At 25.2% G+C, this 15,444-nt stretch carries 17 protein-coding genes; 7 read left to right on the top strand and 10 right to left on the bottom strand.

Annotated elements, in window-relative coordinates:
* Positions 1-15: 15 nt before the first annotated feature.
* Positions 16-525 (top strand): Holliday junction resolvase RecU, encoded by a 510-nt coding sequence (locus MPUT_RS02000; protein ID WP_014035136.1) that lies wholly within the window; start codon positions 16-18, stop codon positions 523-525.
* On the opposite strand, the gene MPUT_RS01995 is transcribed toward MPUT_RS02000, so the two are convergent.
* The 10 genes from MPUT_RS01995 to MPUT_RS01950 form a co-directional block, all read right to left on the bottom strand.
* Positions 497-1,048 (bottom strand): DnaD family protein, encoded by a 552-nt coding sequence (locus MPUT_RS01995; RefSeq protein WP_014035135.1) that lies wholly within the window; start codon positions 1,046-1,048, stop codon positions 497-499. The two genes, MPUT_RS02000 and MPUT_RS01995, sit on opposite strands and share 29 nt — an antisense overlap.
* Positions 1,049-1,122: 74 nt before the next feature.
* The gene (locus MPUT_RS01990) at positions 1,123-1,401 is read right to left on the bottom strand and encodes an HU family DNA-binding protein (RefSeq protein ID WP_014035134.1); all 279 of its coding nucleotides are present in this window, start codon (positions 1,399-1,401) and stop codon (positions 1,123-1,125) included.
* Positions 1,402-1,425: 24 nt separating this feature from the next.
* A complete protein-coding gene (locus tag MPUT_RS01985; RefSeq protein WP_014035133.1) occupies positions 1,426-2,418 on the bottom strand; it encodes an NAD(P)-binding domain-containing protein in 993 nt (330 codons plus the stop codon).
* A 3-nt stretch (positions 2,419-2,421) separates the two neighbouring features.
* Positions 2,422-3,729, bottom strand: a complete 1,308-nt coding sequence (gene der, locus MPUT_RS01980; RefSeq protein ID WP_014035132.1) for a ribosome biogenesis GTPase Der — start codon at positions 3,727-3,729, stop codon at positions 2,422-2,424.
* Positions 3,729-4,397, bottom strand: coding sequence for a (d)CMP kinase (gene cmk / locus MPUT_RS01975; RefSeq protein ID WP_014035131.1), 669 nt, complete (start codon positions 4,395-4,397; stop codon positions 3,729-3,731). Before cmk ends, der begins: the two co-directional genes overlap by 1 nt.
* A gap of 15 nt (positions 4,398-4,412) precedes the next feature.
* Complete coding sequence (locus MPUT_RS01970; protein ID WP_014035130.1) at positions 4,413-5,108, bottom strand: hypothetical protein; 696 nt, start codon at positions 5,106-5,108, stop codon at positions 4,413-4,415.
* A gap of 135 nt (positions 5,109-5,243) precedes the next feature.
* Entirely contained in the window at positions 5,244-6,995 is a 1,752-nt protein-coding gene (locus tag MPUT_RS01965; RefSeq protein WP_014035129.1) for a PhnE/PtxC family ABC transporter permease, read from the bottom strand.
* Positions 6,959-7,717: an ATP-binding cassette domain-containing protein gene (locus tag MPUT_RS01960; protein ID WP_014035128.1), complete on the bottom strand. Its 759-nt coding sequence runs from the start codon at positions 7,715-7,717 to the stop codon at positions 6,959-6,961. The genes MPUT_RS01965 and MPUT_RS01960 overlap by 37 nt, the downstream gene beginning before the upstream one ends.
* Entirely contained in the window at positions 7,701-9,044 is a 1,344-nt protein-coding gene (gene cypl / locus MPUT_RS01955; protein WP_014035127.1) for an ABC transporter thiamine pyrophosphate-binding lipoprotein p37/Cypl, read from the bottom strand. Before cypl ends, MPUT_RS01960 begins: the two co-directional genes overlap by 17 nt.
* A gap of 227 nt (positions 9,045-9,271) precedes the next feature.
* Positions 9,272-10,123, bottom strand: coding sequence for an ECF transporter S component (locus MPUT_RS01950; protein WP_043714027.1), 852 nt, complete (start codon positions 10,121-10,123; stop codon positions 9,272-9,274).
* Between the two features lie 163 nt (positions 10,124-10,286).
* Between MPUT_RS01950 and MPUT_RS01945 the strand changes: the two genes are divergently transcribed.
* The 6 genes from MPUT_RS01945 to scpB all read left to right on the top strand — a co-directional run bounded on the left by MPUT_RS01945 (position 10,287) and on the right by scpB (position 15,419).
* Positions 10,287-10,850 carry an inorganic diphosphatase gene (locus MPUT_RS01945; protein WP_014035125.1) on the top strand — a complete coding sequence of 188 codons (564 nt, stop codon included), beginning with the start codon at positions 10,287-10,289 and terminating at the stop codon, positions 10,848-10,850.
* A gap of 170 nt (positions 10,851-11,020) precedes the next feature.
* The gene (locus MPUT_RS01940; protein ID WP_014035124.1) at positions 11,021-12,517 is read left to right on the top strand and encodes an MFS cation transporter; all 1,497 of its coding nucleotides are present in this window, start codon (positions 11,021-11,023) and stop codon (positions 12,515-12,517) included.
* 2 nt (positions 12,518-12,519) lie between these two features.
* Complete coding sequence (locus MPUT_RS01935) at positions 12,520-13,110, top strand: hypothetical protein (protein WP_014035123.1); 591 nt, start codon at positions 12,520-12,522, stop codon at positions 13,108-13,110.
* Positions 13,111-13,121: 11 nt separating this feature from the next.
* Positions 13,122-13,961 carry a hypothetical protein gene (locus tag MPUT_RS01930; protein ID WP_014035122.1) on the top strand — a complete coding sequence of 280 codons (840 nt, stop codon included), beginning with the start codon at positions 13,122-13,124 and terminating at the stop codon, positions 13,959-13,961.
* Positions 13,962-13,978: 17 nt separating this feature from the next.
* Positions 13,979-14,824, top strand: a complete 846-nt coding sequence (locus tag MPUT_RS01925; RefSeq protein WP_014035121.1) for a segregation and condensation protein A — start codon at positions 13,979-13,981, stop codon at positions 14,822-14,824.
* Positions 14,811-15,419, top strand: a complete 609-nt coding sequence (scpB, locus tag MPUT_RS01920) for an SMC-Scp complex subunit ScpB (RefSeq protein ID WP_014035120.1) — start codon at positions 14,811-14,813, stop codon at positions 15,417-15,419. The genes MPUT_RS01925 and scpB overlap by 14 nt, the downstream gene beginning before the upstream one ends.
* Positions 15,420-15,444: the final 25 nt, after the last annotated feature.

The following is a 15,444-nucleotide window of genomic DNA, read 5'->3' as shown; positions in this document are numbered from 1 at the left end:
ATTAGGGGTGTATTTATGTATCCATTAAAAAACAAAGGTCAATATTTAGAAACCATTTTAAACATTACAAATCAAAAATATATTAATGAGCAAATTTGTGTTGTTGCTAAAATTCCAACTAACATTAATTTGATTAATATTTCAAATAAAACTATTACTAATGCTACTTTTAAAGATAACTTTAATTGCGATTATATTGGTGTTTATAAGTCAATTTATTTTGAATTTGATGCTAAAGAAACATCAAAAGATAACTTTAATTTTAATGCTATTAGAAAAAATCAACAATTAAAATTAGATTTAGTAGAAAACCAAAAAGGTTTAGCTTTTATTATTTTGTATTTTTCAAGTTATGATGATTTTTACTTATTAACTTACAAACAAATCAAAGATTATATTCAAAATTATAAAAAAACAATTCCTAGAGATTGAATTTTAAAAAATGGTATCGAATTATTTTTAACTAGTTCTTTAAAATTAGATTATGTTAAACATTTTAATCATCTAATCAGTCAAATTGACTAAGATGATTTATAGTTTGGTTATTTAGATTTAGTTCTTGATAAAGAGTTTGAATTAAGTTATCAAAATTTGCTGGTTTTAGTTCATCAGCAAGTTCAAGCACTTGATTTTTAATTACTGCTTGGTTAATTAGTTTTGAAAGTTCTAATTTTTGGTTATCATTTAATTTTGATGATAACTTATTTTCTAATTGATCAAAAAAGTCTTTATTAGTTTGAATATTGTGAAATTCTCAGCTAATAAGAGCAATTTTTTTAAAAAGCTTAGCAAAATCAATATATCTTGGTTTAATTTCAATTAGATCTTTTTCAACTAATATTTGTAGCTCATTTTCAATTTCATCAGCACTAAGATTCATATATCTAGCTAAAAGACTTGGAGTAGTCATTTTTTTAGTCTGGTCATTAATGTGCATAATAATTAAAATAATCAAGACTTGACTATCTGTTAGTTCAATTTTTTTGTAGTGTTCTAATAAAAGTTTCTTTTTTGATAAAAGACCATTTTCTAACAGTTTTTCAATCACAACAACACTTCCTTATCTTTTTAAAAGTTAATAAATAAAACGGTTAGTATTCCAACCGTTTTTAATGATTTTAATTAGTTATCATTTAATGCTTCTTTTAATTGTTTTGCTGGTTTAAATTTAATTGATTTTGATGGAGCAATTTTAATTTTTTCACCTGTTGAAGGGTTAACTCCTTCACGTTCTCCTCTTTCTGAAATTCCGAATTTACCAAACCCAGCAACTACAACTTCTTTACCATCAGCTAAGTTACTTACAATAATTTCAAATAATTTGTTGACAACATTCTCAGCATCAGCTTTTGAAATGTTTTCATTAATAATGATCTCTTGAATCAATTCTCTTTTTGTCATTTTTAAACATTCTCTTTCTATTAGCTATGAGCCAAAGGCTACAAAAACTTTAGTTAAAAGTGTTATCGGCCTATAGTTATTATATAAAATTTTAGATAGTGTGTTTAGAAAAAGATTTTTTGTTTCTAGCATTTGCGAGACTTTATCAATACTTTTCAAGATTTCTAATTTATCTAAATCATAGCTTAGTTGATCTAAAGCAGTCGATGCTTTATTGTAATTTACGATTGCTTGACCTAGTTTGTATTCTAAACAATTAACATCAAAAGCTTTATTAATAAAACTAGAAAGAATTACAAAATTTAAAGTTTTTTCTAGTTCTACACCATTTATTTTATTAATTAATTGATAAATTTCATTAATTAAAATGACTATCAAATTTGAAGTTGCATTTAACCCAAGTTTTAACTCTGAATAAATTCCAGCACTTAATGAGACTATTTTATCAAAACTGTGTGCTACTTCACAACTTAAAATATCAGTTGAAACAAGACATTTAAAATATTCATTTTCAAATAATTGTTTTACTATCTTAGCATCATCTAAACTAGTTGCACTAACCATAAAAGATACTGGTTTTCTATTAATTATTTCACTAGCAGTGTTAGGTGCATAAATTACAGCATATTTATTTAAAAGCTTTTGATCATTAAGTTTATTAATAATTTTATTTGATAAGGATTTTAAATTTTGATCTAAACTAGGACGAGCATTAACAACAATCATCTCTCTCTTTGAATAATTTATAATCTTTTCTAGTGTTGCGTTTAAATCGTCACTTAAAAAGCATAGTATTAAAATTTCGGTGTTTTCTAAACTAGCTAATAAAGAGCTTGTAGCTTTAATTTTATTGTTAATTTTTAAATTATCTAAGTAATAAGAATTTTTATGATTTAAGTTAATTTCATCTGCTTGTTGTTCATCAGCAGTATAAATTATTACATTGTGATGATTATCAGCTAAGACATTTGCTAGACTTGTTGCATAAGCATCCGATCCAATTATAGTGATTTTCATATACTATTTTCTTTCTCTAAAAATAAGATTAATTGGCACACCTTCAAATTCAAATTGTAATCTAATTTGGTTTTCTAAAAATCTTTTGTATGAAAAATGTAGATAATTTGGATTATTAACAAATAATACAAAAGTAGGTAGATAAGCATCAACTTGATTAGCATAATAAATCTTTAACCTGCCACCATTATGTTCAGGAGCAGGGTTTATTAATTGAGCCCTATTTAAAATTTCATTAAAAACATGAGTTTTTATTTTGGTTGTTAAACTTTGTTTAATTTCTTCAACAGCATCCATAATTTTATGAATTCTGGTTTTATCTAAAGCAGAAATAAAAATGATTTTAGCATATTGTAAATATTTAAAATAAGATCTTATTTCTTCTTCTTTTTTTACTATTTCTTCTTGTTTATTTTTAACTAAATCTCACTTATTAGCAACAATTATAATTGGTTTTTTTTCTTCAAAAGCTAGTCCACCAATGTTTGTGTCTTGATCAGTGATTGGTGATGAAGCATCAATCATTAACAAAACAATATCACTATTATTAATAGTAGTAAGTGATCTTAAATAACTATATTTTTCGATTCCTTGGTAGACTTTAGCTTTTTTTCTAATCCCTGCAGTATCTATTAAGAGATAGTCTTTTTGATGATATTTAAATTTAGTGTCGACTGCATCCAAAGTTGTGCCTGCAAGATCACTTACAATCATTCTTTCTTGACCAACTAAAGAATTAATTAAACTAGATTTTCCAACATTTGGCTTTCCAATAATAGCTATTTTAGTAATTTGATCTTGATTAGTTATTTGATTTTTGGGCATTAAATTAACTACTTTATCTAGTAAGTCTCCAATTCCAATTCCGTGAGTTGAAGAAATCATAATTGCTTGACCAAACCCAAGACTTAAATATTCATAGCTTTCAATTCCGGTTTGCTTTTTGTCATATTTATTAGCAACAACAATTACTGGTTTTTTAGTTTTGTATAACATTTTAGCAACAATCTTATCTTCATTAGTAACACCTTGTTGAGAATCTAAAACAAAAATAATTACATCAGCTTCTTGTAGTGCAATTTCAGCTTGAATTTTAATTTCTTTAGCAAATTCAGTTTCTTTTAAAGTAATACCACCTGTATCAATGACAATAAATTCTCTAGTTAATCACTCAGCATTAGCATAAATTCTATCTCTAGTCACACCTGGTTTGTCTTCAACAATTGATTTTTTTTCTTTAATAATTCTGTTAAATAAACTGGATTTTCCAACATTTGGTCTACCAACAATTGCAACTATTCCCTTTGTCATTATAATTTTCTTTCTAATTTTTTAATTTTATCAACAACTAACTTAACAACTTGATCAATAGTTAAGTCTGAATTGTCAATATATCAAGCGTCACGAACTAATGTTAATGGTCCAGTTGTTCTTGTTTTGTCAATATGATCTCGGTTTTCTAGATCCAGTTTAATTTCTTGATAAGACTTACCAGTGATATTATTTTTTTTATTTTGATTAAACCTTCTTTGAGCTCTAGTCTCAATTGAAGAATCTAAATATATTTTCAGATCAGCATTAGGTAAAACAACACTTGTAATATCTCTACCTATTTCAATATAACCTCCAGTTTTTACCATATCACGTTGCTTTTGCACCATAAATTCTCTGACTTCTTTGATTGGAGTTATGTAGTTAATAGCATTGATGATTTCATTAGATTGAAGTTTAGATGTGATGTTGATTTGATTGACAAAAATATCATCACCAATAACTTGATAATCAAATTTATCTAATAAATTAATCACATTAGCCGGATTTTTATAATCGATTTTGTGATCTAAACAAAACCAAGTTAATGCTCGATACATCAAACCTGTATCAATGAATTGATAACCAACAAGATCAGCTATTTTTTTAAATGTAATTGATTTACCAGATCCACTAGTTCCATCAACAGCAACAATTAGCTTTTTCACTAATCTAGCTCCTTTCTAGTAAAAAACAGGTATAATAATCGAAACAATCATAACTAAAATGCAAATTGGAAATAAAATAGAAAATCACTTAGTATTAATTTGATACATTTGTCTTTTGCGATCTAGTTCATTTAATTTTTCTAAGTTTAAAGTTTTACACTCTTTAACTAGTTCGCTAGTTTTAGTATTTGAAACTTTATCAAGAATTAACTTACTATCTTTATCTAATTTACTGTTTTTAGAGTTTGAGATGCTATCAAAGTTAGTCTTTATTATTTCACTATTATTATATTTTTTAGTTGATGCTTCTAGTTGTGAATAAATATTTAGTGATAGCTGTTTTAAATTAGCTGAATAGTATTTTTCATCATCTAAAAAATTAGTTTGAAGTTTTGAGTTATTATTAGTAGTTTGGTTTAAATTAATATCTTTTAAAAAACTTAACTGAGCTTGAATGTTTTCAATAATTTCAAAGTTAATATTTTGTTCTAGTTTACTTTTACCTAAATAAAATCTACTATCTTCAAACTCTTTATTAGTTGTTGAAATTGCAGTTGAAAAATATTGTGGATCGATTACTTTTAACTGATTAAGAGTTCTTTGAATATAATCAGTATATTTTCCATCATGTCCAGCTTGTTTAGTTTCTTTGTTTATTAAAGCGATTTCATCAGCAAATATTTCATTTCTTGAAATAAATTTTTTATTCATAAAACCTTCTTACCAATCTTTTTATATTTTATCTCAAATATATTTTAAATATAATGCTTGTTAGTAAAAACTAAAAGCAATCTTTCATTAAAAAACCTCTTAAAAATTAAGATTTTAAGAGATGATAATTGTTAATTATTTTTTAATTTTATTAACAATTAATTTACCAACTAAGTTAACTATTAAAATCGAAACAGTTCCTATTCAAACATAAGCTAAAGCAATTTGTGGATGAAAATTTCTTGGGTCTAAATGATTAGTGATTTGTGTTCCAATTAATAAATCTTGACTAGCTAAAATTGAATAAGTTATTGAACTTCTAAAGATTAATTCAAAATAAAAGACTGTTAGAGAAATAAACTCTATTTTGATTGAGGGCAAAACATATTTTAGAAATATTTGATTATTACTATACCCTTGTAGTTTTAAATTATTGATTACTTGTTGATCTAAATTATCAACTAGTTCAACAAGTTGTTTTGTTTGACTACTCATTTGATGTAAAGCAATACAAATGATCAGTAAAGTTACTGTATTATCAAAAATGGCTTTGAAGATATAAAAAATTACAATCACTGGAATAAGACGAATAAAAACATTTATACTTCTAAAAATAACCACTTGGTAAGTTTTGTTTAAACTTAATGATTGTAATCTAATTGATATTAAAGTTAAGATAACACATAAAACAATACCAGTTATAGCAAATGAGAATGAATTTCAAAATAATAAAATAGGATTTTGACTTATCTGATTTGTTGTGAAACTAAACTTTGAAAAGTCTGGATTGAAAAAATTTTTTAAAAATTCTTTAACTGATGTAAGATTAAACAATCATAATGGAGTGGTAGTAAGTGTTACAATTGAAACAATGGTTACAAAAGCAAAAATAGCTATAGTTATTCATTTATTGAAATTAATATTTTTTGTTAGTCTATTGTAGTATTGAGCTTTAGTTTCATTTTTTTGTTTAAAAACAAGCTTAGTTTTTGCTTCTAATAAGTGTTTTTTAAATAAATAATTAACTAGTTCTAAAAAGAGAATAAAAACCATTAACACAGTTAAAGGTATTGCTAGTTGGTTAAATAAATGAGTTGATTTAGAAGCATAATTAATTAATAATCCAATTCCAGGAAGTGATAAAGCTCCAAGTATTGAAGATCATCTTATATTAGATTCAAATGAAAAGATAAATAAGGCAACTACACGGTTTTTAATTCTTGGAAAAATTTCTTTTATAAACGCTTTAAATTTTGAATTTCCTTGATTGATAGAGTTGTAATATCATTCTAAATCAAATGAGTTTAACATTTCTAAATAGTATTTGTGCAATCATAATCATGTAAATCATAAATAAACTAATAATAGTGATAATTCATTTCTAAATGTTCCGGTAATTAATGTTATAAATACAAGTTCAGGTATAGCACGTAAAAATAAAATAAAAACACTTATGATAAATGCTAAATACTTATTTGTTGTTTTATCAAACGATAAATAAGCAGTTATTAAAGCTAAAATAAAACCAAAAAATGTTCCAGTTAAAGCAAATTTTATTGTTAATCATAATAGTTTTAATGAGTCTAAAAACAAATTAGTGTAATTAGTACTAAACTCACCAGTTGTTAGATTGCTTTTATTATCAAATCTAAATAGTAGTTTTAATTTTTCAATAACATTTTCAAAATTTTCAAATTTGATGCTACTTGAATTTAAATATAAAATTCACACTATTAAACAAATAGCAACTAAGATTAAAAGATGATAATAAATAGCGTTAACTCTTCAACTAGTTTTAGTGTTAGTTTTAAGATTTACATACCTGTATTTAAAAAAATTGGCTTCTTTAACTAGTTTTTGGTTTGGATTATTTTTTCTAATTCTCATTGTTTGATATCACTTGTTTTCTTATTAAAAGCAATTGTTTTATTATTAATCGCTATAACTCTGTCAAAATATTTTTTTGCTAAATCCAAATCATGAATATTTACGATAACGGTTTTTTGTTTTGAGATTTCTTTTAAAATTTCAATTACTTCAAGACTAGTTTGATGATCTAGACTAGCAGTCGGTTCATCAGCTAGAATTAATTCAACATCTTTTATTAATAGCTTAGCTATTTCTACTCGTTGTTGTTGACCACCACTAAGTTCACTAACTTTATAAAAAGCTTTGTCTAAGATTTTCAGATCATCTAACTTTTCAAAAATATTTAGTTTTTGTTGTTTTGTAAGAATTCCAAAAAATTTATAAAAAACGTTTTTATAGTTAGTTATAGATCTAACAATATTGTTATAAACATTATCAGTATTAATTAAATTAGTTTTTTGGGTGAGAAAACCAATTTTAGAAAGCATTTTTATTTTTTGTTTTGTTGATAAATTATTAAAATCGTTGTTTAAAACTTCAACTTGTCCTGTAATTGGGTTGATGGCATTTACAAAAACTTTGAATAGTGTACTTTTTCCAACACCACTTGGTCCAATAATTGCAACAAACTCATTTTTAGCTACTTCTAAATTTATATTTTTTAAAATGATTTCACTCTTTTTGCCATAAGCAATAGCAACATTGCGTAAAATAATTACTTTATTATTTTTTGTTTGCATCAGGTATATCTGTTGCTAAATCTTGAGTTGTTTCTGCTTGCACTTGTAATTTCACCATTTTTTCTAATAGTGTTTTATCTAAAGTATTGAACTTGTTATATCCTGTATAAATACCATATGTGTTTTGTTCAACAGAAAGAGAAGTTAAAGTTTCTGTAAGAAGTTTTACTTGTTCATCTAACATTCCTTTTCTAGCTAAAACTAGATCGTAAGGAGCAGGATTTGTTAGAATTAGTGTTCTTATAACAACATTATTATCATCTTTTATACCCTTTTCTGATTTGAATTCTGTTGGTTTAAATAAAGTGCTTTTTTCTGTAGAATGGGTTCAGTTATAAACTCCATCATCAACAAAACCAATTGAAGGATAGAAGTCTTGACTATCTAATTTAGCTTTTTTACCTAGCTGAGCATCAGGACCATTACCTTTGCCTTTAAAAATGTATTTTTTATAGCTTTCGTTTACTTCTAAATCATGTTTAACTGTTTCAACAGACTTTCCAAAATGGCGAGCCATTAAAGCGACTTGATATGAATATTGACCTGCACTTGTTGATTTTTCGTAAACAATACCATTTTTTATAAAATTTTCGTATTCTTTCTTTTCTCATTGACTTTTGATTTTTTCACGATTTGTCTTATTACCAGAAATTAAAATTGCCCCACGATAAACATAAGTTAATTTGTTATTCTGGTCATAGAAATTTGTATATTTTGAGCCATCAAAATTCAATTTTTGCTCTTTTTCTTGTTTATATCAATCTGGGTATTCTGCTCCAACATCATCAACTCATATTTTATTATTAGCTTCTGCTTGCTGCATTAGAGTTTGACCGTTATCTTTTTTATAAAAGTCATTATCGTTAAAATTAGACTGTCACTTAAATTTTAAAGTACTTGTTTGAGCAACCAGTTTAACTTGATCAACTTCTCTATGATTTATTTTTTGATTAGCACTATCTCAAAAATTTTTATAGTACGTATAATTTGCGATATAAACATTATTTTTTTTGTCATTAGCTTTTAAATTTTCTAAAAAAGCTTTTTTATCTCCATCACCTTTAATTTGAAATTTTACATCCTTATATTTTCTGGTAGCTTTGTTCTGATTTTTTAGGCCATTAAATTTATTTTCTAATAACTTAATAAAATCTTCTTCTTTTTCTGTACCTGAAAATCCAGGATTAATTCAACCGTTTGTAATTGTAATAGTATCATCTCAACTAGGAGCAAATCTTGTATTACATGCACTAACTAAAGTCAAAGTTGATCCAACACCAACTGCTACTGACATAGTTATCATAATTTTTAAATTATTCTTATTCATTTGTTTCTCCTCGAATAAGGGCAAATAAAAAGGGTGTTTCTAAGTGCATACGCAAAAAGAGACAACCATTTTGATATTCTAGCCACGCATGAATTACCATGATCTGCTAATAGGTATAATCTCAGCTTTTTACAGCACCCTTATATAATGATAATTATACACATTAGTTGTAAATTATCTAATCTTTTATAAATTGAATCATAACAAAATAAAAATTCCTAAGCATTTTAACGATATCTGTGGTTAATAGGTCTCATTTTTCACTCAATAACAGTAAATAATGATAGTGCTATAAAAAATCTTAAACAGTTTCAACCAAAAACAGCCAGCATAATAAAGATGTTGACATTATTTCACTCTAACTGTTCTCCAGTTCCATGATTATGATCATGATTATGTGAATGCGAACCATGTGGTAGTAAGGATTGAATGTATAAAGCAAGAGCTAAACCAAGTGTGGCAATTAAAGCGCTTAAAACTACCATAATTGGTAAAGGTGCTCATCTTTTAAAGTTTGCAACTTTTGGATCCTGATCTTTATGAATTGGAGAATTTTTAAATAACACATTAAAAATTAAAAATACTAATCAAACTATAATGACATATTCAACTGCTTGAATTGGTGGTTGAATTCAACCATGCTCCATACCATGAATTAAATTGTGAATAATCGGACTTAAAAAACCAACTAAACTAGCAAATATCGGACCTAGTGTAGCAATCGAAATACATACAACAGTAATATCTAAAAATCTAGTTTCAATTCACACTTGATCTCCACCAACCGGAATATGAATAGATTCTAATAAAATATCTAATGCACCCACCGCACTAGTTAATGCAAGAAATATTCCAGTTAGCACGATTTTAAAAATTAACTTTCTCTTTGAAAATTGAAAGACGGATCTTAGCTCAAAATCTGCTGTTTCAACATCATCATGATTTCCATATTTATCGATATGATGAACACCGTGGTAATGATCTGCACTTAAGTGGTTGTGATCTTTTTGTTCTGTTGAGTCAACTATTAAACAATCATTTTCAGATACTAGATCTTTTGGTGTGTTTATCTTTTGCATACTCAGATTCTTTCTATTTATAAAAATTATAAATTCATTATACATTAAAATGTAGCTATTTATAAAAATTATAAATAAAACTTAACTTGCTAAAAATTGAAATGATATAAAATTAAAATATTGATATAGAATTATAAATAAGAATAGAAGCGGGAGAAAAAATATGTCAAAAAATAACGTAATTGATATGATAGTTGAAATTCCTAAAGGTTCATCAAATAAGTATGAAGTTGATGAAAAAACCAAAAGAATTAAATTAGATCGTGTTTTGTATGGGGCAAATTTCTATCCAGGTGAATATGGAATGATTGAAAATACTTTAGACTGAGATGGAGATCCATTAGATGTTATTTCATTGTGTACTTATCCAACTTTACCAGGTGTTGAAGTTAGTGTTAGAATTTTAGGTTCAATTAAAATGATTGATGCTGGAGAAATTGATACTAAATTATTTGGTGTATTTAATGATGATCCAAGATTTAAAGACTATCAAACTTTAAATGATGTTCCTAAACATTACCGTGATGAAATTGAAAACTTCTTTTTACAATATAAAGCACTACAAAATAAAGTTGTCAAAATTAATGGATGAGGTAGTTTAGAAGAAGCTTTAGAAGAAGTTAAAGAATGTCAACAAAGATATCAAGAATATAAAGATCGTTTAGCTAAAGGAGAAAAAGACCAAATTTTAGCTGAATGAAAAGCACAAGGTCTAGGTCAAGCTTAATAAAAATAATAAGTAATGTGAGTAATAATTTGTATTACTCATTTTTTGAATGCTATTAAAATTTTAGGTAATTTATATTTTTTAATAGTGTTAATATAATAAATAAAACCATTAAATAAATTCTTTTATTTATTTATAATTTATATATAGTAGTAGAAGATGGTGATTTGATGTCGAGTTTAAGATGAGACTTGTATATAGTCAATCCTATAATTATTATTTTAGGATTAGCCTTGACACATTTTTTATTTTATAAAAATAAAACATCATCAAAAAAGAAACTATTTTTTCTAGAACTGGCTTTATTTTGAATTGCATCGATTTTTTTAATCAAAATCAATAATGATGCTTTAGTTAGTTTAGATGATAAAAATCTTTCACTACCAGTGATGATATTACTTTCACTTATAGGTAGTTATGTAATTTTTTTAGCAGCTTTAAGCCCACTTTCAGTTAAATTAACATTTTTTTTACATAGAAGAAGATTGTGAATTTGAATTGCTAATGGTTCTGCTATTTTAGCGACCATTTTAGGTTTTGTGATTCATCCTAGCGCAGTTAGTGTTATTTTTATGTCTATTTTAATAGGAATAGCTATTTCTGCAAAAACTATTTATTTTCTATTTTATAATGAACAGTTTCATGAAAGATTATTTCCTATTTTAACTTCTATGAAATGTGGAGTTTGAATCGTTTTTTCTACTTTTATTGCAGTTGAAATTTATTCACTAACATTGGTTAATAATCATCATTTCCAGAGCTTTGGTGATGCAAAAATCATCCTTATTATCGCCTTACTAGCTTTATTAACTTCACTATCAATCTCTATTTTATTAAAAGAAAATAAACAAAAAATTAGACGTTATGATGATATTTTATTAGACTCACTACAAAAACCTGACAAAAAAACTCTTATTTGATTGATGCTAATTGGATTTTTAATTGGTCTGATTAATGCTTTAATTAGATCGCCTATCTTTGAAATGTATATTGCAGCGATGATTAAATCACAAGATAATATTAATCAAAATGTGCTATTAGTTTTAAGAAACCATAATTTATTATTCATAGGTGGGCAAATGATTTTTGGATATCTATTTTATAGATTTGTTTTAGATTCAATAGGAGTTGTTAAAGCAATTTCATTACTAACAGCAATTGCTATGGCAGGATTAATAGTTATGACATTTGTTCATAATGTTTATTTAATTTTAGTAGTATCATTTATTTTTGGATTGTTATTGTTTGTAACTTTTTATACTTGATTTGGAATCGCTTTAATGTGAAACTATCGTGTTAAAAAAACACCAATTATTGGAATTTATATAAGCTTTGCTTGTCTAGGGTTTTTACTTCCTAATACAGTTACTAATATTTTAAAAAGTAAAAGTGTTGCTTTATTTGCAATATTTAAAAATACTGATGCCATAATTAGTGCAACTGACGCTCAACAAATTAAAGACTTTGTCGTTTTAAACAGTAATGCATATTATGTAGTTTGCTCGACTCTATTTGTTGTTATTGCAAGCTATTTAGTAGCAGTTGTTTGATTAGCGCCTAGAATCATTGCTGAATATCATGATCTAACGACTTTTAAAATTAAAATAGCGACCATTTTAAGAAAGAATCTTGAAGATAAAATTAACACTAGATTGGTAATAGAATAATTATGAAACTACTAAAGTGTCAGCAATTATTAAATTCTAATAAAACTAATACTAAAGATATTGATATTAAAGTAGCTAAAGATTTTTTGAACTATTGAATTAATCAATATCAGTTAGATTTTGATGACAAAATCAAACAATTTTTAATAGATATTATCCAAAATACAGCACTTTTAAACAGCAGAACTGTTGTGCTTCAATCTGATTTATTTAGTCTGTTATATGTTGATGAAATTTGTAATTCAAATTTAAAAGATAGTTTTTATGATGCGTTAGATTTTACAATGTTTAGAGAATTAAATGATTTTCTTAATCAAACATATCATTTTAAAGAACTTCTTTTCGAATTATTTGAAAAGAAGCAAATCACCGATTTACAAATCAAAGATTCTAAGATATTGATTGATGAAATTCAACAAAAAGTTTTAGAACTTAAAAATTCAACTGATGTGATTTTAAATAATTTAGATTTTCAAAATCAATTAAACAAAGAGTTAGTTGATCAATTTTATAATCATCAACTAGATCTTAAAATTAAAAAATTATTATGATATGCAAATGTTTTAAAAGTTGTAGTTGCTTTTAAAAAATAATGGTGAATAATATGACAGTCAAAGATTTAAATTTAATTAATTTAAAATTAAAGCAATTAATTCAAGCAAGTAAACAAAAAGACATTAGTAATCAACAACTAGTTGACATTGCTAATTATGCAACAAATGTTGTTGATAATTTTTTAATTCAGAATCAAGAAATTGCTTATTATTTAAATAATGAATTACAACTTCAAAAAAATAAATTAGATTTAGAAATTAATCAACAAATTCAACTATTAGAAAAAAAACTTGTTGATCAATTTTTACATTTATTAAAAACTTTGATTGCAATTTTACTAGCAAGAAAAACTTTTTGTAATTTAGAAATCTTTGAAATTATTAAAGCAAATTTAATCTTTTATGTTCGTCAGAGTTTAGAAGATAGTTTGTATGATTCAACTGAAACTTTTTTTAATATTTGAGATCAAGAATTTCACCTTCAACAAGCAATCTTTAATTATTTATATGACAACTTCAATAAAATGACCTATCACATGTTAAATTTAGATTTAAAATACAATCTAAAACCATTAACTAAATTTGAAAATAACTATGTTTTTAAAAAAGACTTTGTAAACTTAGCTTTTGTTTTTTATAAGACAAGAGGAACTATGAATCGTAGTGATGAGTTTTTTAAACAGTTAAATAAAAGCTTAATTTTTAATTTAATTGAAAAACTTAAATATTATCTAGATCATTTCTATTTAAATAAAGAGAATAATTTGAATATTAGCAATACGACAAAATCTTTATTTATAATAATTTGTAGAATTATACTTCAAATTGAATTTGATTTTAAATCTAATCAAGAAATTACAAAATTAATTGATTTAAACTCAAATAACTAAGAAAGCATGGTTATTGTATGAAGCATTGAACTGAAGTTACTATCGATCAATTTTCAGGTCCTATTGAATTGTTATGAACAATGATCAAAGAAAAAAAGATCAGTATTGTTAAATTAAGTTTAATAGAAATATTAGATCAATATTTAGAATATATTAGACAAAATCAGGAATTAGATATTGAAATAGCTAGTGAATATTTGACAATTGCAGCACAACTGATTGAGTTAAAATCACGTTATTTATTACCAGTTGTTGAAGTTGAATCAGCAACTGATGAACTTGAATTCGATGAATTGGTTAATCGTATTGAACAATATGATCAAATTAAAAACATGGCCAACTTTTTTGTTGAAAGTCAAAATTTATATTTTACTACCTTATCTAAAAAAAAATCTAAACAAAACTTTAGTAAGGAATTAGCCTTTAATAGTGAAGAAGTTTTATTAGATCCTTTAGATATTGATTTAGATAAATTTACTGAAATTTTTAGATCAGTTATTAGTAAGTCAAAGATCAATGATTATTATGATGATTTTGACTTTGAAAATGAAATTTATCAGACACTAACTACTCAAGCGATCTCACCTCAACAAATAGCAAATGAAATTATCGCCAAAATGAAAACTAGTAGAGTTAAAGTTTGAACACTTTATGAGTTATTAGAAGGTATGAATTTAAATAATAAGAATTTAATTAGTTGTTTTTTAGCTGTGTTAGATCTTGTTAGATATCAAATCATGACTATTAGTGAACATGAAAATGATATTTTAATAGGTTTTAGAAAAGAAGTTGTTCAAGATGAAAGTATCATTATTAAACAACTCCAAGCATGAGAAAGCGAGGTACAGTATGAACAACATTAAAGCTATTATCGAAGGATTATTATTTATTTATGGTGATGAAGGTATTTCATTAGTTGAAATTCAAAATGTCTTAGAATCAATTAAACCAAATGAAATTAAACAAGCAATTATTGATTTGAATAAAAAATATCTAGCTGATGAAGATAGTGCTTTATCCATTCAAGTTTTTGCTAAAAATAAATACCGCATGCAGACAAAACCAGAATTACATTCTTATTTTGCTAAATTAGAAAAATTTCAAGAAAATAGAAAATTGTCTAGATCAACTATTGAAGTTCTATCTATTGTTGCATATAAAGGACCAATTTCTAAATCTGAAATTGACAATTTAAGAAATAGCGACTCAGCTTATCAAATGTACAAATTAAGAGAAAAAAAATTAATTAAAGCAATTAAAAAAGACCCAGTTACAAGAGCAAACTTATATACTATCACTGATAATTTTTTTAAAATTTTTAACTTAGAAAAGGGTCTTGAAGAATTACCATCAATTTCAGATCAAGAAATTCAAGAAATTATTGATCAGCAAACAAAACAAGACAATGAAAACCAAGACTTATTTGGTCAAGTTGAAGATTTTGATTTAGATCATTAGCATTCCAAAAAAAACTATAAAAGTC

Source organism: Mycoplasma putrefaciens KS1 (assembly GCF_000224105.1).
Lineage (GTDB): Bacteria > Bacillota_I > Bacilli_A > Mycoplasmatales > Mycoplasmataceae > Mycoplasma > Mycoplasma putrefaciens.
Note: the sequence above shows the minus strand (reverse complement) of the source record. Positions and strands in the feature narration are given on the sequence as shown.